Source organism: Candidatus Ancaeobacter aquaticus (assembly GCA_030765405.1).
In the GTDB taxonomy this organism is placed as follows: Bacteria; Auribacterota; Ancaeobacteria; order Ancaeobacterales; family Ancaeobacteraceae; genus Ancaeobacter; species Ancaeobacter aquaticus.
Genome location: JAVCCP010000078.1, coordinates 43,270 through 68,769, shown reverse-complemented (window position 1 = coordinate 68,769; position 25,500 = coordinate 43,270). Strand labels below are relative to the sequence as shown.

General features: G+C 38.7%; 13 protein-coding genes and 1 riboswitch. All 13 genes read right to left on the bottom strand.

Annotated elements, in window-relative coordinates:
* On the bottom strand, positions 1-4,608 hold a 4,608-nt coding region (locus P9M13_10660; protein ID MDP8263745.1), incomplete at its 3' end, for a hypothetical protein.
* Between the two features lie 129 nt (positions 4,609-4,737).
* Positions 4,738-4,819: riboswitch (cyclic di-GMP riboswitch) on the bottom strand.
* 580 nt (positions 4,820-5,399) lie between these two features.
* Positions 5,400-6,443: a hypothetical protein gene (locus P9M13_10655; protein MDP8263744.1), complete on the bottom strand. Its 1,044-nt coding sequence runs from the start codon at positions 6,441-6,443 to the stop codon at positions 5,400-5,402.
* A 360-nt stretch (positions 6,444-6,803) separates the two neighbouring features.
* Positions 6,804-10,640: a hypothetical protein gene (locus tag P9M13_10650; GenBank protein ID MDP8263743.1), complete on the bottom strand. Its 3,837-nt coding sequence runs from the start codon at positions 10,638-10,640 to the stop codon at positions 6,804-6,806.
* A 229-nt stretch (positions 10,641-10,869) separates the two neighbouring features.
* Positions 10,870-12,003 carry a dipeptide epimerase gene (locus tag P9M13_10645; protein MDP8263742.1) on the bottom strand — a complete coding sequence of 378 codons (1,134 nt, stop codon included), beginning with the start codon at positions 12,001-12,003 and terminating at the stop codon, positions 10,870-10,872.
* Between the two features lie 35 nt (positions 12,004-12,038).
* The gene (locus P9M13_10640; protein ID MDP8263741.1) at positions 12,039-12,746 is read right to left on the bottom strand and encodes a BsuPI-related putative proteinase inhibitor; all 708 of its coding nucleotides are present in this window, start codon (positions 12,744-12,746) and stop codon (positions 12,039-12,041) included.
* 160 nt (positions 12,747-12,906) lie between these two features.
* Positions 12,907-15,324, bottom strand: coding sequence for a homocysteine S-methyltransferase family protein (locus tag P9M13_10635; GenBank protein MDP8263740.1), 2,418 nt, complete (start codon positions 15,322-15,324; stop codon positions 12,907-12,909).
* Between the two features lie 7 nt (positions 15,325-15,331).
* A complete protein-coding gene (locus P9M13_10630; GenBank protein ID MDP8263739.1) occupies positions 15,332-15,946 on the bottom strand; it encodes a vitamin B12 dependent-methionine synthase activation domain-containing protein in 615 nt (204 codons plus the stop codon).
* Positions 15,947-16,046: 100 nt separating this feature from the next.
* On the bottom strand, positions 16,047-16,958 hold the full coding sequence (locus tag P9M13_10625) for a phosphoribosylaminoimidazolesuccinocarboxamide synthase (protein MDP8263738.1): 912 nt from the start codon (positions 16,956-16,958) through the stop codon (positions 16,047-16,049).
* A gap of 23 nt (positions 16,959-16,981) precedes the next feature.
* On the bottom strand, positions 16,982-18,736 hold the full coding sequence (locus tag P9M13_10620; GenBank protein MDP8263737.1) for a phosphoenolpyruvate carboxykinase (GTP): 1,755 nt from the start codon (positions 18,734-18,736) through the stop codon (positions 16,982-16,984).
* Between the two features lie 246 nt (positions 18,737-18,982).
* Positions 18,983-19,810, bottom strand: a complete 828-nt coding sequence (locus tag P9M13_10615) for a type II CAAX endopeptidase family protein (GenBank protein ID MDP8263736.1) — start codon at positions 19,808-19,810, stop codon at positions 18,983-18,985.
* A gap of 19 nt (positions 19,811-19,829) precedes the next feature.
* Complete coding sequence (recN, locus tag P9M13_10610) at positions 19,830-21,488, bottom strand: DNA repair protein RecN (GenBank protein ID MDP8263735.1); 1,659 nt, start codon at positions 21,486-21,488, stop codon at positions 19,830-19,832.
* Positions 21,489-21,497: 9 nt separating this feature from the next.
* Positions 21,498-23,057 (bottom strand): O-antigen ligase family protein, encoded by a 1,560-nt coding sequence (locus tag P9M13_10605; GenBank protein MDP8263734.1) that lies wholly within the window; start codon positions 23,055-23,057, stop codon positions 21,498-21,500.
* Positions 23,058-23,061: 4 nt separating this feature from the next.
* A complete protein-coding gene (locus tag P9M13_10600; GenBank protein ID MDP8263733.1) occupies positions 23,062-25,479 on the bottom strand; it encodes a hypothetical protein in 2,418 nt (805 codons plus the stop codon).
* Positions 25,480-25,500: the final 21 nt, after the last annotated feature.

The window sequence follows — 25,500 nt, the reverse complement described above, 5'->3', positions numbered from 1 at the left end:
GCCAGCACCTACTCCAACTCCACCAGCACCTACTCCAACTCCGCCAGCACCTACTCCAACTCCGCCAGCACCTACTCCAACTCCGCCAGCACCTACTCCAACTCCGCCAGCACCTACTCCAACTCCGCCAGCACCTACTCCGACTCCGCCAGCCGCTCCAGGAACTACTGCTGCTGCTGGGGCTGCTGCTCCAGACGCGGCAGCTGCTGCTTCAGGAGATATGACACCAACACCTATACCAACAGTTTTTGCTTTATCAATCGCACTTCCTAATAAATTCAACGCAAGATCCGCAGAAACATTAATAGCATACGATTCCGCCGGAAGGCCTATATTCCATACATCTTTACCTAAAGCATCTTTTGTCGATGTGTCAATATTCCAATCAACACCGTTAATCGGCACCTTTCTGATTGTTTTCGTTTCTTTAGATGTACCTGTTCCAGTAGTAACAGTTAAATAATTGCCTGTCGCATCCGTTCCGCCACCTTCTATTGTCCAGCTTTTATTATCTATGGTTACCGTAGTAACTTTTTGAGATGAAGCCGGCTTTATTACTGTTACTACACCTGCGACCTCTTTCCCAAATTTTAAATCTGTCCAACCTACTGCCGTTTTTTGTATTACATCAACCGTTGTATATCCTCCTTTACCATCAGACATAAATGAAGTGTCGACTGTTACATCAATCTTTGTCTTTCCGTCAGGGGCGGTTATCTGTTTTTTTCTTCCCTTTATTCCCGCATCATTGATATCAAGATATGCTCCAAGTATTATCCCCGCATTACCGGGTTCATTCTTTGATACAGCAATATTCAAGATTGTATTAAGAGCCTTGTTAGCTTCGTCGTTTGATATCGTTCCGGCAACACGCATAGCAGAGATCTTTGCGCTATATTCTTTACACGCGTTTATATCACTATAGGCTTTGGTAAGCCCTCCAAGCAGTTCATCTCGGGACTTCTTCTCTGCATCTGTCGCTGATGGAAGTTTGGCCGCTTCGGCCAGTATAGAATTATAAAATCCGAGTACCTTGGCTCCATATTTTCCTGCATCTTTTTCTATCAGATTCTTTCCGGCAGTTGCCAGTGACCGGTAATCTTTGCTTTCAACCATATCTTTTGTTATCTGCGCTATTCCTGCAGAATTATTTGTATCAATAACTATTCCCAATGCCTTTTCCATTGCACGTGACGCGTACTCGCCAAAATACGGCATGGCTTTTGAAATATTCTTAGCGGCATCGGAAAGAACTACATAATCATTCGGATTAGCTTCAATCCTCTGCATTTCTTTAATAACCTTATTTACATTTCTGCGGTCTCTATAGCCTAAACGGCTTTTATAAACAAGAAGCTTTGCAAGCTGAGCGGGATAATTTCTTGTCCTTCTGCCAACACGTTGGAGTGTGCGGTACCCTCTAAAACTTTTTGTCACCAAGGCTTTTCCTAACGCATCGAAATATGCTTTCTCAACAATATTTTTATAAGCAGCTGTTTCATTGGCTGGAACACTTTTTACAATCGAGTTCAGTTCCTTTAATGCGTTTGACACATCAGTCCAGTTAACCGTCACTCCTGCTGGAGGTTTTAATGCCATGGCCAGTGCTGTTCGTGCAGCGGCAAGAGCATTCCTGTACTGGGTAGGATCATTTGTATCTTTTGCCTTTTTCGAAAAATCAGCGGCCAACTTTATAAGATCAGCTTTACTTTTAGCGCTCCAACCGCTTGTATCTACTGTCGGCTTTAAAGCAGATGGCGGGACTACAGCTATAACAACTCCTGCTCCTGCGCCAACTCCGCCTACACCGCCCACACCACCTACGCCAACGCCACCTGCACCACCTACACCTACGCCACCGCCACCTACACCAACACCGCCTACGCCAACTCCACCTACGCCAACTCCACCTACGCCAACTCCGCCTACGCCTACACCGCCAACGCCACCGGCACCAACTCCACCTACGCCTACACCAACTCCGCCTACACCAACTCCCGCTCCGCCAATTCCACCTACCGCGCCTCCTGCCATCGGTACAATAACTACATTACCGGCAGCATCGGTAGATGCTGTAAACGTATCTATAACCTGCTTGATCGCATCACCTGTCTTTGGATCAAACGTTGATTGTATAATCTTATAATCTGATGGAAGATATTTACTTACTGCGGGATCATAAATACTTGTCAGTGTTTCTGATAGTTCTGGAACACCTTTAACAAAATTCTTATTAATGATATCCTGACGCTCAATGTCTTCCCACACAGGTTTTCCTGCGACCAGAACAACATCAAACTTTGGATCGAGTTTCGCGCCTTTTGAAAGGATCTTTTGTTCAAGCGCATTTCCATACTTATCAAATTTAGCCGTTGATGTTTCTGTGCGTGAATCAGGCTCAAGCGCCTTTGTCTCAGGATTAAATACCCACGAATCGCTTGTTGACTCGTGCGCGTTATCTCTGCCGTCATAATCAAAGTTTTCAGTAAAGCTCTTGTCAATAAGCTCCATCTTACCGGGTATGCGATCCCCGGCGGCATTGATCTCTTCTATATAGGTTTCCATTGACTGTGAAAGAACATTTCCTCTCACATCATATGCGGTAATATCAACTAATGGCTGATCAATGATCAACCCGTCTTCATCAATATTGGTTGTTTTTGAGTGGATCATCCTGCTGCGCGCATCATACTTCATATCCTCTCTAACCATTTCATACTCGTTACCGTCTCTAACACCCTTCTCACAATTGCCCTTTATATTCCCGCGCTCATCATAGGTAATGCCGATCTGTGTATATTCAGCTTCAGACCCTTGCGCACCAACGCTCTTTTCCGTAAAACCGCTCATAAGTCCTGCATTTACACCAGCGGCATTGTACGTAATACCTGATCGCGCGGAAGATGTTTTAACGCCAAGTATATCCTTTGTTTCACGTTTGAATCCGGTCATCTGGAATTGTGCGTTATACGTAACGCCTGACTGCTTGTTTGTGAAAATATTATTCAGTTTAACGGTTTTGCCGTTCTTATCAACGTATGAACCGCTCTCTCTGACTGTTTCCGTATATCCGGCACTCATTCCGCTAAAGTTGTAGACATTGTTCCGATTGGTTTTGGTGACCATATTACCAATCGTTGATGTTTCCTGAGTACTTGTCGTCAAACCAAACTTATCAAAAACGGTGTTGTCTCGTGATGTTACTGTCGTTATTCCGCCAAGCGTTTCAGTTGATGTCCATGTCGCCATGCGGCCAACGTTATCGTAACTTTTTGCCGCAAAATTTGTCAGTGCGGTAACAATGTTTGTGCCGGATCCGGTTTGGACAGAACTGGTATATGAAAGCATCTGATCTGAAACATTGTTATAAGCAATATTCGTTCGTGTTTCTTTTGAGCGAACGCCTGCGTCAATACGCTCACTGACAAAACTTTTTACCCTGTCTCTCTTGTCATATTCAGTGACTTTATATTTTTCGGTCGTCGTAATCCCTCTGCTTTTACTCGTATTATCATAGCTGACCATTCTGTCTTCTTTATCATAGGCAATATTTCTTCTCTGTGTCTTAGTTTCCGGGCCGTTAGTGATACCGGTAGGCCGTATAAACATTTGTTTCGACGTATCATCATATCCAGTCATCAGCACGCTTTGAGAAACACCTTTTACTTTATTCTTTGGATCTTTATCCGCGTACGTAATCCATGATCGCTGCACATGTGTCGGAGCATTTGGCGCTTGGTTTGATTTTTGTATCTCGGTATAGCTCGCAACCTGCCCCTTCAAATATCCCTTATTTGCTGCGGTTGCCTTATCATTATAGTATGCAATATTACTACGGTGAACCGAGGTTTCTTCGCCTGTCAAATAATTTGTTGTCGTCTCAGTAAATTCACTCATTTCATCTGCTTTGGTCTCACGCAGGTTATCAACGGCTCCTGATCTCTCATAATATTTTGCCGTAAATACTGTCTTTGAAACCTGTCCCCCATCAGAACCAATTACGTCTGTTATCTTACCGGCCAATAGCCATGGACCACCGCCGGCAGACTTTACATATGACATATCGCTACTGGGGCCGCCAAGACCATAGGTGTTGGAAACAGTAAAGCTTCCGTCCTTTTTCATATTTTTCTGATTAAGGATCTGGACAGTATCCCCCCGCGAATTAGTGACAACAGTTGACCCTCCCGGTCCTTTGCGGCTTCCACGCTTGCGACGGGTCGTTTTAGATTTCGATTTAGCGTACGCCTCAAACTCTTTCAACGCCCGCATACGTTTCATATCAGATTCGCGCGTCTTTTGCTCGGCGTCGTAGTTAGCTTTGCGAGTCTCAGCCTTTTGCTTATTTATCGCTTTGATGCCTTTGCTAATATCCCTATTTTTGTTTGCCTTAGCCTTTTCGCGCTCGATTCTTTTTATTACCGCAGACCTACTGAATCGCCCGGTCTTCGCTTTTCGCGCATCTGTGCTACGGTTACCATAATAATCGCCTGGCGCTGCAAGTATCGGCACTGTCCAAAAGACATTTGCCCACATGAACGATAGCGCAGTAACTAGCGACACTCCCTTCCTGAACAGAATCTTAGTAATGGTATAATTGGTTTTCATAACTTCACCTCTATATATTTGGTTGTTTAAAAAGTTGTTTTTCCTATTTTCATATTTTTACCTCTCACAAAAAAGGCCGGTTCAAGCTACCAAGCTCGAGTCGGCCTTTGAAACATTCTCTAACGAATCAAGGGCAACTCAGCTTCCCATAGCTTGGGTCTGTAGTTTTGCGCTTCCCGCTTCATCAAGACGAGAATTGCCTTTTTCCTTTAAAGTTCCGATATCATTGTAATTTATATAGCCTTCTTTGTCAAGGTCCATCGAACTTTAATTTTGTTTAGTTTTGAAAGAGCTAATTTATTATTAAGCATAATACATGCCATCATTTTGATCTTTTTTCTTTTGCTCGTAACACCCCTTTGATAAGTTAATTGCACATCACGCCTGTACATTCCCTCAATTTCAGTAAATCACCTGGTGCTCCATTTCAGAACATACACTTTACTTGTCCACATAAAATACAGTTTAAGTAAAATTAGCCAGTCTTGTTTTTCTGCTATTGCCCCCATTTTTTTCGCTTATCCGGAGCCTCTCGCATCAGATCTCTCACTTTCGCGCAATCACTGATGCTATATACAAATACATGTAAACATACCCATCTACTTATGTTGAATAAGCAATTTACATTCCATATTTTAACAAAACTACACTATTTACTTAAACATAGTTACGATAACAACTTGACACAACATAAGAAGTTGTAGCGAAAACAAAGAAATAGCAGATATGCTCTATATTAGAACATATCTGCTATCCAATGAAATTATTGCTACATTACGGAGTAGTTTTATCTAAAACCCTGTTAACCTTTTTTCAGCTTTTTGAGTTTTTGCATATTTAATATCACTTTTTGTATTATTCTTTTTCATATGTATCCTTGAATTGATACCCACAACTGAAGATACAATAATTTTCCGTGGTAATTTTAATCGTATTTTCTTTTTAGCTCTCCTATTTACAAGATCTTGTATGCTTTGATCTCTTTGCGCTTTGCTCTTACGATAGGTAATATGTGTGAATTGTGGCTTAAATTGCGGCATAAAAATATCCTCATCCTGCACCATATTCGAATTTTCTTCATCTTTATCTCTGGCAATAGAATTCACCTTGCGGTCTAGATAAGATAATGCCTTTGTTTTCTGCGCTTCAAAGTCCTTTTTCTTGTCATGTATTATTTCACTTTTATAGAGCGGGACATATACTGACTCGCACTGAGATGAGTTCGTATTTCTTGATAACACTGTATCGGAACGTCTCGATGAAAATTTTTGAACTTTTCGCAAACCCTTATCCTTTTTATCCGCCTCGGATACATAGTCACCGGGTAACTTCATTTCTACTTCATCATTACAGCACGTCTTTTGTTGGTACATTCCGGCCATATTTGCTAAAAACTTCTTAGCGCGAGGTGGCTGAGCCACATCATTCCATGACAGTTTCCCCAGGGTTTCACTGTTTCTGGAAGCAAGAAGATCTTTCCCTTGAAATTTCTGGTTACGCAAAGATTTTGTGTTTTTTCGTATTTCAGCAAGTTTAGTTTGCAAAGCATAACTGGTTGACTTCGTCCGCTTTTTTGCTTTTCTTTCAATTTTAGCTGTAGATTTCTTTATGTCTGATACAATTCCTTCAGCTTTCACAAGTTTTGCTATATGTATCGCAGAATTATTACGTGTAGACTTATTGCTCGGGGGCTTACAGGTATCAATAGAATAATCTCTACTCTGATTACAGTCAAACGCAAGCAATTTCCCTACTACAGCCATCGTCATAAAAAAAACCGCAAGCATAACAATAACCGAAAACTTAACTATTGTTCTTTGTCGTATTCTTTTCATTTCTTTCCTCCTTTTTATTTATTTAACAAAGGAGTAATGCATAAACCTTGCCAACTCACAATAAAGAGAAAGAAATACACCGTATATTATTTAACATAAGACTCTTACAACCATCGGTATCTGAGAGGAAAAATATTATTAGGCGGTACTTTTTTGAACACTCTTACAATTCTGTCTCTCCCCGCGCTTCGCCACCGCGTAGGTGGATCAGGGGCTATTCCACCTACGCGGTGTATATAAAGGGGATAGAATTGCATTAAATAGTATTTGTTTGTATTGTGAGTTTTATATTAAGACAAAAAAAAGGACAAGCACATCAGGCTCGCCCAAAATTGAATACTATGTTTGTTTATATACGAGCTATTTAATCTTTCTTTGCTTTTCTCTACGTTCACCCTTTCTCTTATCCATACCTTTTACTGATGCGGCATTTTGCATTTGAGTAATACTCTGAGCATGGCTCTTATCAACAACCTTATCATATTTACGCTTTTGGGCTCTCAAAGACGCATCGATCTTTGCAAAATCCTTCTTTAATGTAGCCATGCCTTTTTTAAACCGTTTCCACGCCATCTCACGCGCAGATTTTGATGAACCGCCCGCTCTTTTTATGACTCTTACCGTATTATTTTGCCCGCGCAAAGCTACTAATGCTTCTTTACATTTTACATCATTTCCTGAAGAGGCATTAATTTCATTACCATTTTTGTCTAACTTTGTCGTTGCTTCGGCTTCTACCGTACCATCCTTCACAACGGTAAGTACTTTTGTCTCTTCTCCTGTTTTTCCATCCTTTATTGATACTATTTGCTGATAACTCTTTTCTTTTCCATTTTTATCATACTCAATACCAACTTTTTCGATTGTCTTATAATCTCTACCATCAGAATCCTTAACCGTCTCGATGTATCCAGTCGCTACCATTTTTCCAGACTCGTCATCTTTGACATATTCAATTTCACTACGCGTTATACCTAAAACATCATCTCCGTCTTTTGTCGCATAACGGTAACTTTTCAGCATACCTTTATTATCGCCTGAAAGATTAATTTCCTCAAGTGCAGCAATTTGTTCTATTGCATGTGCTACATTTTTTGGCGGCGCTGATTGTGGTTTCTGTACAACTTCTATCTTATGAACCTCAGGTTTTTGTTTTACAACCGGTTTTGGTGTGCTTTTTTTAGGACTTACAGACCATCTTCTTATTAAGTTTTTAGCCAAAGCAAGGGCCTGTGCCTTTGACAGCTGAGGGTTAATGTTTTTCTTTTTAGAGATTACTGTCGGTTTATTTTGAGCTTTCCTTTTTGCATCAATAGTCTTTTGCTCAGATTTTTGAACAGTTTTCTTCGGCGCTTTTACTGCCCATTTTTTTGATGCTTCGTTAAGTATTGATACCACCATTTCATTATCTTTAGTTTTTCTTTGGGCTGCCGGTTTCACTTCTTTTATATCTTCCTCAACAACTTTTACCGCTGGCTCTTTTTCCTCCTGTAAAGCAATCTTCCCTCCTATGCTTTTATCGGAGTCTAAATCTTTTAAGGCATATATACAATCATCACCAACTTTTGCCGCTACCTCCTGATAATCAGAAGTAATCTTACCTTCAAAGTTTTTATAAGCATCTAAGTCTTTTAAAGCATTTATATAATCACCCTGCGCTTTATAACACCGCGAACGTATTAACAATGCAGTACTATTAGAAGGATCTAACTGCAAAGCTTTAGTAGCACATAAAATAGCTTGTGTATATTTCTTTTGTTTATACTTTATTTGTCCCTGCGTACTATAAATTGACGAATTTATACCCCTATCTTTAACCCCTTTTATTCGAAATTTTTTAGCTGCTGTTTCCTCCGTTGTTCTTTTATCTGCGGCTTCCCCAACAGCCTTCTTTGCTGCTATTTTCTGCCTCTGGGCAACATTCTGAGCTTCCAAAACCTCTTCCGCTTCTTTTTGAGCCACCACTAACACTTCTTCTTCATCCAAAGAAACGGTAACACCTAAGAGCTCTAATTCTTTTTTCGCTTTTGAGACATAGCTTGGATCTTTCCTATAGGCATGCGAACGCATATCCATTACTTTTTTATTAAATGACTCTGGGTGTCTCTTACCAGAACTTGCGCCAGATGCTTGAGTAAAATAATTGCCAGCTTCTTGGTATTGTTTTTTTGCAAGACATGTAAGCCCTTTCTTATAATAATTTAGACATACCTTAGAAATTCCATGCGTCGACTTTACAACCTTTTTAGGCGCATTCTTATTAGACTCAGCTCGTATTTTCGCTCTATCTTCTGCACTGACTCTTTCAGCTACAACTTTATAACTATGATCATCAAACACTCCACCGGCATTTTTATATCTTTCAATATCTTTTAACGCATTTACATCATCGCCTGTTTTACTATATGAGTGAGCACGAAATATTAACGCTGCTTTATTGTCAGGATTTACCGCTATCTCTTTACTAAAAAATGTAATCGCTTTAGAGTACTGCCCCGTAGAATAACAATAATGTGCGGTTTGCATAGCGCTTCGTCCCCGACTATCCGACATAACAAGTTGCCCATTTAAAACCTTTGATGAGCTCTTTTGGGGAGCAGTCGGTTTCTTTGAATCTTTTGATACTGCACTATTTTTGTCTTTAGCGGCAGCAAACAACGCCTGACCAAAACTACTGACTCCATGATCTTCTTTAGGTTTTTTTTCACCAGCTGTGCCCACAATATCTTGCCCCACTGCTTTAAAACCTTTTGTTGCAAGGTCACCCACTACTTGTTCAGTTACTTCTTTAGCAACCCCAGTCAATTCTCCGGTAAACTTACCTGTTGAACGAAATCCGGCTTCACCTGCTATATAATTCTGTCCACCGTCTACAGCGCCAGCATATAATTGTTTCATTACAAACATAGTCTTACTTACTTTTTTAGGGTCTATCTTTCCTGCTTCAGCTAATTTATCATAATCGATTGTTGCTTGACTCGCAGATGACCCGGCACCCTTCAAAACCTCATATCCTGCAACAACACCATGGGCTGCTACCCCTGCCCCAGATTTCTCAGCCACATCCTTCATTTTACCCAAGCTAATATCAATTGCTTTTATGCCATATCCACCATACTTTGCGAATTTATCAGCAAAACCCTCTTTATAGGGTTCCACTTTAATAGCGGTTCTGTACTTTTCAATTTCAGTAAATAATGTTTTTGCACTATTAGGATTATCTTTGATCCATTTATTTGCCTCTTTATTCATTTCTACAGTTTTATCACCGGCTTTTTTATATAGTTCAACTACTTTTTTACCTGTCATTCCCATATAGTCTGCAAAATCTCTATCAGGTTTAATTGGCTTTGCCGACTGCTTTTTTACAGACTTAGAAGACTTAGCAGGGTCATTTTTATGCATCCACTGGCCTGCTTGCAAGGCAAGATTCATTCCTTGATCCTTGATTTGATTTAAATAATCCATAAAATCTTTGCCCGGCTCGTTCTTTTTTTTCGGCTCAAGTTTTATCTCAGGTTTCATTGCAAGAATTGTTTTAGTAATATCTCCAAAATAATTTGCGATCTCTTTTGCCTTTGGATACAGGCCGAGCATGGCACCAATAGTATTACCTAAATTTCCGGCCACCTTTTTAGCATTCGTATTATTTGGAGGCGGCTTTACAATCACTGTCGGTTTCTTTACATCAAGTTTCTTCTGAACAGGGATATTTTTTGCGGGCTGCACATTTATCTTGGTTTTAGTTGCCGGTTGTATCTTTGGCACCCGCATCTTTTTTGCATACTCTTCCATTTGTTTCTGAAATTGTTCCCGTCTTTGTTGGTCTGTAAGAGCCTTTGGTTTAACTGTAGGTTTTGGCACAAAGCGGTTTTGCTGTAATTGTTGATTAATGTTGGGCGGTCTTTTTGGAGGAGGGGGCGACGCTTTATAAACTTTTGTGGGCTGATTTATGTTTCTATATTTATTTAACTGCTCTTGAATATTGATTGGTTGCTTTTGAGCTGGAGGTTTCCAGGCTATTTTGAGCTGATTTACGTTCCGATATTTATCTAAATTATTCTGTATACTCTTCTGTGTATCTTTGGGCTTTTGCATGTATTTTTCCCAGCTAGCTCCAAGACACACAGGTATTGCTGTTGTTAACAAGAATGAAACAACAAATATCACAACATTAGATTTTAAGTAGCATATCATACTTTGCCCTTATCCTTATCTCCATTATGCCCAATTAATTTGCACCTGTCGATATTTATACTGCATACTATAATATTATTCATCACATTGCATGCCAATTGTTTGTGAAACTGGGACTAAAGTCCCACCACGTCAGTGGATATAAATTGAGTATTGTTGTTTTAGATTGTGTTTATTTGCATTAGAAGGTGATTTAGTATAGGAGTATGGTTAGGTTTGGTGGTTTATTTTATGATGTTAATATGAGAGTGTTGGTAGTATATTTCTTTAGGAGTGTTTCATCTACCTGAATACCAAGGCCCGTGCCAGCTATAGGGCGACCGATACCACGATATCCAAATTTGACAGGTTTTAAAACAATATCACTTTTCAGTAAATGCGTGGAATAAGACCCTTCAATATAATCTACATCGGGAAGTGTCATTGCAACATGCCTTTGAGCTGCAGAAAGTATCGATGTCTCCCCAACTTGACAGCCAAACTGGCACTTAATATTATTCTCTTTCGCAATATGGTAAATACTAAGAGCATCGAAGATGCCTGAGCATTTTGATAGGCGGATATTGAACATATTGAATACTTTATCTTTTGCAAGCATTCGGGCATCATTAACTGACGTTAAAGACTCATCCGCAGATATATAGAGACCTGAGGATTGTGTTAACTTTTTTATTCCTTCAATATCTTCTTTAGGTAACGGCTGCTCAACTGTACTCACACCATATATTTTCATCTGCTCAATTATGTCACGTGCCTGATCATAGTTCCAAGCACAATTCGCATCTACCCGTATATCAGTGCTTTTACCCACAATCCTTCTTACCACTCTTAATTTTTCGATATCATCCGGTGTACCTACTTTAAGCTTAATATACTTAAACCCGCCAAGTCTATATAGCAGCGCATACTTAATCACTTTTTTCATTTCACCAGACGAAATGACCCCGGTATAAAATATCTTGTCCCTCTTTTGAGAACCAATGACATCCGCTATAGATTTATTATGGGCTTTAGTCACCGCATCTAAAAAGGCAGTACTCACTGCACAAACAGCGCTGCTCCCACAATCGTTAAAATGTTCGTAATCTTTGTTCTTAAATATATCGAGTGCTTCTTGAAGCGAGGAAAATGACTTACCAATAAGAAATGGCGCCAGTTTGTCTTTTATATCAAGTGCGACAGATAGGGTAGTTTCACCCGTAACATACTCGCGCGGGAGGCCTTCTCCGTAACCGCAAGAGCCATTATCCAGGGTAATTTTTACGATAATACTCTCAGAAGAAGTGCGTGTTTTGAGAGAATGGGAAAATGAAACTTTAAATGGTATTTCTACTTCATATATGTCAATACAAGTAACGTTCATACGCTCTACAATTTGTTTGCGGAATTATATCCGGATTACATTCCGCTATATTCTTTTCTGCTGTTATATACCTTGAAATCTTTTATGGTTATGCTCCGGTACTGTGAACCGGAAATATTTTGTATTACAGGAGAAAAAACCGCAATATAATCACCGTTTTGATCTTTAAAATCTACACTACTGCCAGCGAGCTTATACGTCACACCATCATCACTATTTATATATATGTCACTGCCAATAACAGCAATTGTTCCTGTTATAGTATATCCACCGGCAATTTTTAAATCTTCTTCTAAAACGTCAATCTCTTTAGGTGCGGTAAGTATGCTTGTCGGCATAACAGAAAACTCTCCAGTAACCCCATACTTCCCCGGAGTAACCCGCTGCCCCTCATTGTTCTTATAGTCCCATTTCTCACTAAAAATAAACACCTGTCCTTTATCTAAAAATTCTTTTTGTATCGCTTGAGAAAAAAGGCGACTGTGTGTCCACTGCCAGATAATATTACTTTTTGCATCTTTTATAATAAAATCATATTTCTTTGCGGACAAAAAAGTACAGTTCACTTTTTCCGGACTAATATTTGCAACCTCTATCGTAAGAAGTGCGCTATCACCTTGTTTCTCGACAACGAGCATAACATTTATTTTATCAACAACTGATACAGCCTTTTGCGCCATAGCATAACCAGTTGTTTGCCATAAACAAATAATAGCCATAAACAATACTAATACTCTATACATAAATCCTCCTTTAAAATAAACTCTAAATTCTAAAACCTAAATCCTAAACAAATTAAAATTCTCAAATTCAAATAATCAAAAATAAATACAAAATCACACTACACATATTAAAATTCCTAAAAAAAACTAACATATTTCTCATTTATAATTACTTGCACTATTATTTAGACAATAAATCTTTAATGATCCTTACCGCCGCTATCGCATCTTTAGCATATGCATCAGCTTTTATCTCTTTTGCATATGCGGGTGTCACAACAGCGCCGCCAATAATCGTTTTTACATTAAGTCCCGCAGCTCCTATCTCACTGATCACTTTTTTCATCTCGGTCATTGTCGTCGTCATTAATGCAGACAACCCGACAATATCCGCTTTGTGTTCTTTTACCGTATCGATAATCTCTTTTGATGAAACACTTTTACCAAGATCGATTATTTCATATCCATAATTTTCCAGTACCGCTATTACAATATTTTTGCCGATATCATGGACATCTCCTTCAACTGTCGCGATAACAATCTTTGCTTTACTTGAATCCTGATCCTCTCCATTAGTAAACGTTTTAACGTGTTCAAAGGCTTTACGCATTGTTTCAGCTGATAAAATCAGCTGCGGGAGAAAATATTCTTTTGATTCAAATTTCTTGCCTACTTCCTCAAGAGCAGGTACCAGCAAGCTCATATTTATATCCATAGGAGTCAAACCGGTTTTTACTCCTTCATCAATTAATCCGGCTATTTCATCACGCTGCCCGTACAAGATCGCATTATAAAGTTTATCTTTAATATCGATAGAACCGCTTTGCGAACCCTTTTCTGCAATATGCGAACCACTTGTTTGCATATCACGTTTTTTTATCTCCGCTATGTACTGCACAGCTAGTTTGTCCCTGTTCACCAGCACAGATGAAGCAAGAAACGCATCCATCATAGACTGGTTATTTGGATTGATAATCGCAGCATCAAGCCCGGCACCAATAGCCATTGAAAGAAAACTTCCATTAATGTATTTTCTTCCGGGTAACCCAAATGAAATATTGCTTACTCCAAGGCTGTTTTTGTATCCCAGTGCTTTTATCTCTTTAACTGCATCGAGGGTAAGTCGGACGCCTTCAGGTTCACTTGATACCGTTAACGTTAAAGAATCAACGAGTATATCATCTTTACGGATACCTTTTCCTTCAGCTTCTTTAATAATTACCTGTGCTAACGCCACCCTTTTTTTCACTTCAGTCGGGATACCTTTTTCATCGAGTGTCAGTGCAATGAGTGCCGCCCCGTATTTTACAGCTAATGGAATAACAGACTGCATGCTGGCAGCTTTACCATTTACCGAATTTATAAGCGGTTTACCAGCACACTCTTTAAGACCCTCTTCAAGTGCCCGCTGATCCATTGTATCAATAGCAATCGCTGCACCAACAGTATTCTGCACTTGAGAAACCGCATTGCCCATTAGAGCCACTTCATCTTCACCGGGAACACCGACATTAATATCAAGTATTGAAGCCCCGTTTTTTGTCTGGGTAAGAGCATCATTTTTTAATAGGGTCATTTTACCGGCTTTAAGCTCGGCAGATAGATCTTTTCTATTGGTTGGATTAATGCGTTCGCCTATAACAAGAGGAATAGTATCGTCACTTACTCTCACTACTTGTGTTCGGCTTGCAACCATAAACCCGCCAATATAGTCTCTGGCTACCGGTTTGGCTCCTTTAATCACCTGAGCACATGCCCTGATATGGTCAGGGGTTGTCCCGCAACATCCACCGATCAAATTTACTCCTCTTTCAGCAAACTTGATAGCGTACTCAGCCATGTATTCAGGAGTCGCTCTAAAGATCGTTTTCCCATCCACCAGCTCAGGCAGTCCTGCATTCGGTAAAACAGATATATAGCCATCAAAATATCTACCCAACATTTCAACCGTATAGAGTAATTCTTCCGGACCACTAGAACAATTTACACCGATAATATCAGCTCCACATGCACCGAGAACAACTGCTGCTACCTCTGGTGGCGTTCCTGATAAAGTCCACTTACCCTTATCAAAAGTCATTTGCACCTGCACCGGAAGTGAAGAATGCTCTTTTGCCGCAATAACCGCGGCTTTCGTTTCCTTTATATCGCTCATTGTTTCAATGAGAATAAGGTCTGCACCTGTGTCAGCTATTACTTTTACCTGTTCGGCAAAAAGCGTGTACGCTTGATCAAAAGTAAGCTCACCTAAAGGTTCAAGCTGCTTTGGCAATGGCCCAATCGAAGCGGCGACATACGCTTTACCTGAAGCAGCATCAACAGCTATCTGGATACCTTTTTTGATTATTTCGGTCATTTTGTCTTCGAGACCAAATTCTTTCAGCTTTATTGAGCTTACCCCAAAGGTATTTGTCTCAATAACATCAGCTCCTGCATCAATATACTCTCTGTGTATATCTCTCAGCGTATCAGGAGAGATAAGATTAACCTCTTCCGGAGATCGCACACCTGCTAAAGCACCCTTTTCCTGAAGCATCGTTCCTAACGCACCGTCATACACTAGAATCTTTTTCTTTAATACCTGTAAAATATTTTCCATAATATATTTATTTCTCCTTGTAACCTATCACCGCACTAATAGACTTTTCAGGGATCATTAAACACGCTGGGTTTAACTGTATACCAATGTCTTGCGCACCAAGAACATGCAATAACTCTTTTTGCGCGGTAATAGCCCAATCAGAATACCCCGGTGAATATCGCTTTGTAAGCACACATCCTTCGAGATTCGCATTCGTTCTTATTATCTCATTTACCTTGTCAGCTAAAGCTTCTACTGCCTCTGAGCCAATAGCATCTAATACCATTGCTTCAGTTACTTTTTTCTCTTGCATATACCTTTGTGAGCGTAACGGCAAGTCCGGACCAATCGTTACTGCCATCAATACTACCTTATGAGACTTTTGCAATAAACCGGCAATTTCTGCCCCCTCTATTACAAATGTGCAATCTTTCAAGGTAACTATATTGCCACTCTTTTCTTCAATTAAAATATCTTTGTAAAGAGCTTTTGGCTCCATCAAAATATACGCATCTTCAATCAAATTATCAATAAGATTATCAATATTCTCTTGAGGATCCGTTTTTGAAGGATGATATCGAAGTCTTTTTAACACTTCATTACGTGGTATATTAACTTTTAGATTAGTGAGTGTCGGCATACCGGCTCATATTCTTGTGTAAACGTACTATATCATTTTATATATCAATTACGAGTGTATAGTATACCACAGAGAACAAGCAAATATAAAGGGAGATTTGTTATTTCTGATTGAGGTCTAAGCCCGTTATTCTCTTATATGCTTCTTGATATTTTTCAGACGTTTTACGAATGATATCTTCAGGCAAATGCGGTACCGGTGGGGTTTTGTTCCACTCTATTGATTCAAGATAATCTCTTACAAATTGTTTATCAAAACTATCCTGTGATCTACCCGGCTGATAGGAATCTTCGGGCCAAAATCGTGATGAATCAGGAGTTAACAGCTCGTCTATTAAAATTAACTCGCCATCAAGCATGCCAAACTCATATTTGGTATCAGCTATTATGATACCTTCTTCTAACGCCTTCTTGTGACAAGTAGCATATATTTCAATACTTGCTTTTTGAAGCTTTTCTGTAATCTCAGTACCAACCATATCTTTCATTGTTTGAATAGATATATTCTCGTCATGCCCTTCTTCAGCTTTTGTTGCCGGTGTAAAAATAGGCTCCACAAACTTACAGCTTTCTTCATACCCTTCAGGAAGCTTTTCACCACATACTGTTCCAGTCTTCTTATATTCTTTCCACGCTGATCCGGATATATATCCTCTTACAACACATTCAATAGGAACAAGCTCGGTCTTCTTAACAAGCATTGATCTACCGTCAAGGATCGAACTAAACTTTTCTAGTTCACCTGGAAAAGCGCTTACATCGGTTGAAATAAGATGGTTTTTCACAATATCTTTCGTGAAATTAAACCAATGCTCAGATATTTTTGTAAGTACTTTCGCTTTATAGGGTATACCTTCAGGTAAAATATAATCAAACGCAGATATCCTATCTGATGCAACTATAAGGAGCTTATCATCAAGATCAAAAACTGATCGTACTTTGCCTTCTTTAAAGAGCTTAACTCCATCAAGTTTTATCTGTGTTACAACATTAGGACTTACTGCTTCCATCATATTCTCCTGCATCTCTATTACAATTATTTATTTAATCTATCTTTAAGCGCCTGATGTTCTTCAGCCATTTCTTTCGGCAATTCATCTCCAAACTTCTTAAAGAACTCACTGATCTCATCATATTCTTTCAGCCACGCTTCTTTATTAACCTCTAGCAACGTGTCCATTACACCCTTTTCTAAATCAAGACCTTTAAGATCAAGTGCATCTTCTGTTGGCAAATAACCAATAGGAGTTTCTTTTGACGGAGCATCTCCAGTGGCTCTTTCAATAATCCACTCCAAAACTCTCAGGTTATCACCAAATCCAGGCCAAATAAATTTATCATTTTCGTCAGTCTTAAACCAATTTACATTAAAGATCTTTGGCGGGTTTTTGATCTTTTTACCCATGTTTAGCCAATGACTAAAATAATCGCTCATATTGTATCCACAAAACGGTAACATTGCCATAGGGTCACGTCTTACAACACCAACTGCGTGTGTTGCTGCTGCTGTTGTCTCTGAAGCCATGGTTGCACCAACAAACACACCATGCTGCCAATTAAATGATTCGTATACAAGAGGTGTTAATTTTGCTCTCCGGCCGCCAAAGATAAATGCGCTTATAGGCACGCCTTTGGGATCTTCCCACTCCGGTGAAATACACGGACATTGACTCGCTGGAGCAGTAAAGCGTGAATTTGGATGCGCCCCATTTTCACCTGAGGCCGATGTCCACGGATTACCTTTCCAATCTAAGCCCTTTTCAGGCGGTTGGCCATCAAGCCCTTCCCACCATACCGTTTTATCATCTTTTAAAAGCACATTCGTGTATATAGTATTTTTTTGTATCGTTTTTAGCGCGTTCGGATTACTCTTTTGGCTTGTTCCCGGAACAACACCAAAGAAACCTGCTTCAGGATTAATTGCCCATATTCTACCATCTTCACCAATACGCATCCACGCAATATCATCGCCTACTGTCCATACCTTATATCCTTTTGCAGATAATGATTCCGGCGGTACAAGCATTGCTAGATTTGTTTTACCGCATGCACTTGGAAATGCTGCAGCAACATAACTGACGTTGCCTTTTGGATCCTGAACACCTAAAATAAGCATGTGTTCGGCCATCCATCCCTCTTCATAACCAAGATAACTCGCTATACGTAAGGCAAGACATTTTTTGCCGAGAAGAACGTTTCCGCCGTATCCTGACCCAACACTCCAAATAGTGTTATCTTCAGGAAAATGACAGATAAACCGTTTCTCAATATCCCGCTCAGCCTTACCGTGAAGACACCGTGTAAAATTATCTGACCCATCCAGTTCATCCATAGCAATTTTACCCACACGGGTCATTATACACATGTTTAATACAACATATATACTGTCTGTGAGCTCGACACCAACTTTGCTTGAAGGAGATCCGGCAGGTCCCATGATAAAAGGAACAACATACATTGTTCTGCCTTTCATTGACCCACTGAATATCTCGCTTAATTTCTTATATGCTTCATCTTTTTGCATCCAGTTATTAGTCGGACCGACTGTTTCTTTTTGTTCAGTGCAAATAAACGTAAGATGTTCAGTTCGTGCGACATCATTTATTGCGGTACGATGGTATACGCACCCGGGCAACTTTTCTTGATCGAGCTCAATCAGCTCACCTGTCTTAAATGCTTCCTGGCTTAAACGATCTTTTTCTTCTTCAGAACCAGTAACCCAACACACATTATCGGGCATGCATAACTGCGCCATTTCATCAACCCATTTTTCTACATATTGATTGCTCATAATCACTCTCTTTTTTTGTATTTGTTATTGTTTGTGAGGGGTCATTGTATACAAAGACAGGAAAAATGCAACATAAATAACAGACCAGAGACCAGAGATCAGAGACTACAGACCACGGACAAAAATTCAACAACTTTTAAACTACTTATAGTAAAAATAATAATGGGAATTAACTTGCTAAAGCACATGTTTCTTAGTCTTGAGTCTCTGGTCTCTGGTCTAATGTCTGTTGTCTGTAGTTTTTATTTAATAGTTGAAGAGACCTAAAAGAACCAATAGATTATAGACACTGTGTATTATTATGGGAGGGACTAAGCTTCTGCCTTTTTCATACAAATAACACAGCACATAGCTCAAAATGAATATATATACAAAAAATTGTGGATCAAAATGGATAAAGGCAAAGAAAAGCGATATCAGCAGAGACGCAATCACTGGTCCTACCTTATTCCTCACGACCGGATACATAAAACCCCTATAGAACACTTCTTCAGCAAATGGGGAAACAATAAGTACGAGAAAACATTTTGCGTAAGCAACTGCTCCACCGGCAAATAATGTTTTTAAACTAACGCTTTCTATGATCTTCGATGATGGTTTCAGAAACTCATACACGTGCAGAATATGGAGAAAGGCACACCCAAAACCTAGATACACAAGAAACTGCAGTGAAAGCACGAGGTCTCTCTTAATATCTTCCGTAATAAGCCCGAGAGTACGTAAAGAACCTTCATAAACTTGAAGCACAAAGTAAAGGACAAGAACAATAAGAAATATATATTCAAGAAAAGACCAAAATAATACAAACCCTTCAACTGAGCTTTGACTTACCTCTCCTTTAAAAAATATCATCAGGGCTTGGAAGCCCGTGTATATAACAAATAATTCAACGATATTTTTTACCGACCAAACGCAATTAAAACTCTTATAGTCTTTTTTCTTAAGTAATCGACCGAGAAGCTCAGCAATCAATATAAAAAGAGCAAATACCCCCAACCTGAGTAGCAATATTTCAAGAAATGCTACAATAATCACACCTTCTTTAGCAAAAAAAGACGTTATGCTATCCATCATAATATATTGCCTTGCGTATTTACTTCTTTGTTAACAATACCTTCGCGTATTCTGATGCGGCAGAAGCAGCATCAGTGCTTCCAAGCATACGGGTAATTTCACCCATTCTTTCCTCAGGAGATAATGTCTTCACAAAGGTATGCGTCTTACCATTAATTACCTTTTTTTCTACACAGAGATGATTCTGGGCATGGCGCGCAATTTGCGGCAAGTGCGTTATACACAACACCTGTTTTTCTTTTGAAATCTCTTTCATTCGGTCTCCCACTCTACTCGCTAGCTGACCGCCGACATTAACGTCTATTTCATCAAATACCATAACCTGTATGGAATCAACTTCCGCAATAGCTTTCTTAATGGCAAGCATAATTCTCGATATTTCGCCTCCAGAGGCAACACTCTTAAGCGGCTTACACTTTTCTCCCTTATTTGCACTTATAAAAAACTCTAATTTTTCAGCGCCGGTGACGCCACATTCTATCGCGATAGATCTCACTTCAAATTGCGCATTTACAATACCTAATTGTGAAAGTTCTTTTTCAACAAGCAGGGACAGTTTTGATGCAGATTGTTTTCTTTTCTTTGATAGTTGCCCACAGAGCTTGTGCAATTCACTTGCACGCTCTTTAACATCCTTTTCTAGACGGTCGAGTTCCTCATCATAATTCTCTACACAACGAATCTTCTGATCTAACTCTTCTTTGAAATTAATGAGTTCATCAACGCTCATACCATATTTCTTTTTGAGCCGTTCAACCAGAGACAACCTCTCTTCAACCTCACTTAAACGATCTCCACTCACATCAATGGTAGTATTGAATTGCGTAAGCGTTTCAGCGAGGTCTCTTAATACGCATGATATTTCGCTTAAATTATTTTGATATCCCAAAAACTGTTCGTCATATTTCGCAAGCTCAGATAGACTTTTCTCAAATGCATTTATTTTTCCTACCACTGATTCATCTGCCTCATACAGTTCTCCATACATACTTTCAGTGAGCCCCTTAATATGCACAGCATTATTTAAAAGTTCGTGTTCTTTTAAGAGGGCTTCATCTTCTCCTACTTCAACCTGTGCCGCAGCAATTTCATTTATCTGAAACACGAGATACTCATAATCACGATTTCTCTCTTCTACAGAAGATCTAAAACCATCCCTTGTATCAATCGTTTCTTTGTACTGTCTGTATGCTTTTGACACCTTCGAACAATGCTCTTCTAATCTACCAAAACTATCGACAATAGTCGTATGACAAGCAGAATTTAAGAGTGATTGATGATCATGCTGTCCATGCATGTCAACGAGAAGATCACCTATAGTCTTTAGCATGCCTTGCGTGACAATTGATCCGCAGACAAAGCATCTTCCTTTTCCTTCTCGAGCTAACTCTCGTTTTATAAGAAACTCTTTTTCTTCGAAGGTTACCCCTATCTCGTTTAAATACTTCTTGAGGGGGGCATTTAAAGATATATCAAAAATTGCTTCTATGAGGGCCTTATCATGACCGGAACGTATCTGAGATACATCAGAGCGTTCCCCCAATATAAAATTAAGCGAACCAACAATGACGGATTTTCCGGCACCGGTCTCACCGGTAATGCAATTTAAACCGCGGAAAAATTCAATTTCCACTTCATCAACCAGTGCAATATTTTTAATATGGAGATATTGGATCATTCAACACCGCTACATGTTCTTTTTTTGAATTCTTTTATATTTTCTGGATTTTCCACTTTCATTTTTTTCAATATCTCCCATACTCCATAAAAGCGCCCCTAGCACGGTAAATAAAAGTGCATTTGCAGGTATATGGAAGTGAAATCCCCCAAGAGCATGTATTAACATACAGAACATGCCTACTGCTACACCAAACATACTATAATAAAAAGACCGCTTCTTTTTTAAAAACACCAACCGCAAGACTGTGTAAACAAGAAAAAACAAAACCGACAAAATAACAATCGCTCCGCACACTACACCAACTTCAATGCATAATTGCATAAAGTCATTATGCAGAAAGCGCGTACGTACCCCTAGGTTGACACTTTTATACTGAGGAAATACCATAGAGAATGTACCCAGTCCCGTACCTGTGTATGGATAGTCTTTTATCATCTCATACCCATCAACATAATATTGCACACGTATTTGTTCCGAAATTGATGGGCCTGAATATTTTTTATACATTTGGCTTACAGATACTTCCCCACCAGAAGCTATAAAAAGCATAGGAACAAACAAGACTAATCCAATAATTAACGACAATAGCACCTTTTTATTCTTGATAAATATATATGCCATAAAAAACAGTAATCCATATAACCCGCTTATGACTCCTAGCAATGATTTACTCATGATAAGTGCGGTTATCATTACAGAAACAACAAAAATCATTAACAGGATCCTATAAAGGAAATCGCTCACAACAATATTTTTCATACGTAAAAATAATGTATCGCCCTGCACTCTTCTAAACCGGTATATTATTTGTGTGAGTATGTACCCAATTGCAACGGGGATAATCATCACTATATAATTAGCAAAATTATTTTTATTCACATACGGGCCAAAGGGATCTCCTCCATAGCGAGGTATGCGAAACCAGAGTAATTTGCCGTTAAAAGTAAGTTTCTGGAGTATTCCCACGAGTGCCAATATAAATCCGGCAGTAATGATCACAACGAGTATCCTTCTTACCTGTTCCTTCGTCGTAATGTTGTTTACCGCAACAAAGAATATGAGAAACAAGCTGATTATTTTCCATAGATATTTTTTCGTACTAGGCGTATATACGGACAGCGGCCTTTCATCATTGCCGACAGCTTCATAAAGAAATGTGTTATACGGTTTTTTTTGCAGGAATCTAAATCTATAATCTTTCTTATCAAGATTTTTCAGGTAATAGGCAGGTTCGTATCGCGGAATATTTGTCGCATACAATTCATATGTTTTTGGAGACAATTTTTTTACTGTTGTTTTTTGAAGCGGAAAAAGTTGAAAAACAGTAAATCCGATCAAGAGTATCACAGGGATACTGATAAGCGGAAACCGTACCCTAAAGAATTCTTTTCCTCCAACACATATTTTCACTATCCAAAGCACAAAGAGTATTACTGCGCTTACTTCTATAATTCTGTATGCCCACGGCTCAACAGAACCAAAAGCAAATGGCGCAAAAAGTATCAAAAAGGCTATCACGCTATCAATAATTGCTGAAATGAGTGAAATAACAGTATCTCTGGACATATTATTACTTCTGGCTCCCTGACAGTTTCCGGACTCTTTCCTTTACTTCATAATTTCCAGGATCACTTTTTAATATCAACTCATAGAACGTAATTGCTTCTTTTTTGTCACCTAACTGTTCATATGACTTCCCTATTTCATACAGCTCATTATTATGTAAATCTCGTTTTTTTGCAATATCAGATAACACTTTTATTACGCTCGCATATTCTCTCTTTATATATAAATAATGCACATATTTATGTAATACATATATGTTTTCAGGATTTGCATTGTGCGCACGTTTAAAAACATTTTTTACATATTCAAAATTATAATTTCGCGGATAATTAGGCACCGTTTCAACGATCCAAGACACCGCTTCAATATTATGCGGGTTATTTTCTGCATATTCTTCCATCAAATTTACCGCATCAGCAAATGCACCTTTTTGCACTAAAATATCTGAAAGCGCATGAACATATTGATACCTTTCCTCTTTCGATGCCAATTTCATATCTTGCATAAATGCATTTTTATTTTTTTCAAATTTCATATTATCAAAAAGGATAATTGTCAGGTGGTATACGCCCTCCTCTTCATTTTTCACAAGCACCTTTAACTCATTATAATCATCAGTATACTTCAGCGCCCCAAGAATTATTTCATGTATGTATCTAGCTGAATCAGTGTTATCGGTTTTTTTATCAATAAGCGATACCTTACTAGAGACATTTTCTCGTTCTCTTCCTGTCGTATTTTTATTATCCAAAAATATCCCCTTAGAAGCAATCGTTACCGCATTTCTAAATAACGTATTTCCCGGAGACAATATCACCGCTTTTTCATACTCTTCCAATGCATTTTTTATCATCTGCTGAGAAGGAGTAGTGCTTATATCAGCTGAAAGATCGTAGAGACGCCCCAGTGTATAATGATACAATGGATTCTTTTGATCATAATCAATGGCTTTTTCAGCATACTGCAGATCTTTTTCTAAGCATGACGGAGAGAGCTTGCTAATCATCGTACGATCATTACCCTTTTTAATTATTTTGACTTGTTCGGTTCGATTCATTATCTTACTGAAATAATGCTGCGCAATAGTAAGCTTAATTACTTTTGTGCATATAAGAACTGTCAGCAGAACACCAAGACTCACCGCTATATACGATTGCCATTTATGTAACTTTTTAATCGTGTAATCCGTAAATACTTCTTCACCAGTTTTACTTGATTCATTCATTCTTATTCTCAGCAACACATAGATGCTCGCCATAACAAAAACACACATAAACACTATTGTTGCACTTTGGAACGGAACGCAAAATAATGCCCCGTAGAGTAATGCCACTATCCCTGACAATCCGCCTATTGCAAGCATCTTAACGGTTATGTCATTTCTCTTTAATATCATTTTAATTAAGCGATAATAATATACCCCTATTATGCATGCATATAGCCCTACGCCGCCTACTCCATAGCTAGCATACAACGTGCTCAAATTACTCTTTTGTGGGGAAATATCATGATTTTGAAAAAAATGTGGCAAGACACTCCATATTCCTTCAATATTTTTTAATATATAGTACATAATAACTATTAGTGCAGTACCAAGAACCCATTTAACAGTTTTTTTCATCTTTGATACAAGCAAAGACAAAATGGAGAAAAAACAAATCCCGATAAAAAAACTCTTAAAGACAATACCACTTGATATCGCGACAATACATAGCGTCATTATCACAAAACATGTTATGACATACTGTTTTTTATTGCCGTCAATATCTCCTGCCATAAAACCGCAGGCGAGAAAGTATGAAAGCAGTAAAAACCAAGAGAACATATTTTTGTTCAGGAGGATTCCTTCACCCTTGTTATCAAAATCTATTGTACGCGCAATCATCTGCGAAAAATCAATATAAACCAATTTTATTATCCATAGAAGCGAGTATAAAGCACAAAAAAACAGTACGAGAAACAACATCTTCTTTATGTAGTCCGTATTTTTTATGCAAAACACAAAAAGAAAAAAGAAACATCCATATAAAACTAAAGAATATAGATTTATTGTTGCATGATGCGGGTTTATTGATATCGGGATAGAGCCTGACCATTTAACCCTGCTAATACTATCATACAGTGAATACGTTTCAGGAGAAAAGACTTTCACTATAGCAGCCGGTAACGGTATGACATAAATCAAAGCAAGGCCAATAATAAAAACAAAGAGAAGAAACATCTTTGTTTTAACATAATATATTGATTTATGCGCCACATTCTGCAGATACCAGTGTATTACAAGAAAAATAACGGCACAGCTCAGAACACCATAAAAATATGAGAGAGTATTGCTAAAGGGAAGTAATATATATATAAGGACTACTATAAGAATAATTTCAGGTATACCGTCTAGGACTGATAGGAATTTTTCTCTTCTCATAGATTCTTTTTTATGTTTTAG

Excerpts from the sequence above, each read along its gene's own strand:
- P9M13_10620 (MDP8263737.1), bottom strand. The coding sequence starts at position 18,736 with ATGAGCAATCAATATGTAGAAAAATGGGTTGATGAAATGGCGCAGTTA.
- P9M13_10625 (MDP8263738.1), bottom strand. The coding sequence starts at position 16,958 with ATGATGGAAGCAGTAAGTCCTAATGTTGTAACACAGATAAAACTTGAT.
- P9M13_10655 (MDP8263744.1), bottom strand. The coding sequence starts at position 6,443 with ATGAAAAGAATACGACAAAGAACAATAGTTAAGTTTTCGGTTATTGTT.
- P9M13_10650 (MDP8263743.1), bottom strand. The coding sequence starts at position 10,640 with ATGATATGCTACTTAAAATCTAATGTTGTGATATTTGTTGTTTCATTC.
- P9M13_10635 (MDP8263740.1), bottom strand. The coding sequence starts at position 15,324 with ATGGAAAATATTTTACAGGTATTAAAGAAAAAGATTCTAGTGTATGAC.
- P9M13_10600 (MDP8263733.1), bottom strand. The coding sequence starts at position 25,479 with ATGAGAAGAGAAAAATTCCTATCAGTCCTAGACGGTATACCTGAAATT.
- P9M13_10630 (MDP8263739.1), bottom strand. The coding sequence starts at position 15,946 with ATGCCGACACTCACTAATCTAAAAGTTAATATACCACGTAATGAAGTG.
- P9M13_10640 (MDP8263741.1), bottom strand. The coding sequence starts at position 12,746 with ATGTATAGAGTATTAGTATTGTTTATGGCTATTATTTGTTTATGGCAA.
- recN (MDP8263735.1), bottom strand. The coding sequence starts at position 21,488 with ATGATCCAATATCTCCATATTAAAAATATTGCACTGGTTGATGAAGTG.
- P9M13_10615 (MDP8263736.1), bottom strand. The coding sequence starts at position 19,810 with ATGATGGATAGCATAACGTCTTTTTTTGCTAAAGAAGGTGTGATTATT.
- P9M13_10605 (MDP8263734.1), bottom strand. The coding sequence starts at position 23,057 with ATGTCCAGAGATACTGTTATTTCACTCATTTCAGCAATTATTGATAGC.
- P9M13_10645 (MDP8263742.1), bottom strand. The coding sequence starts at position 12,003 with ATGAACGTTACTTGTATTGACATATATGAAGTAGAAATACCATTTAAA.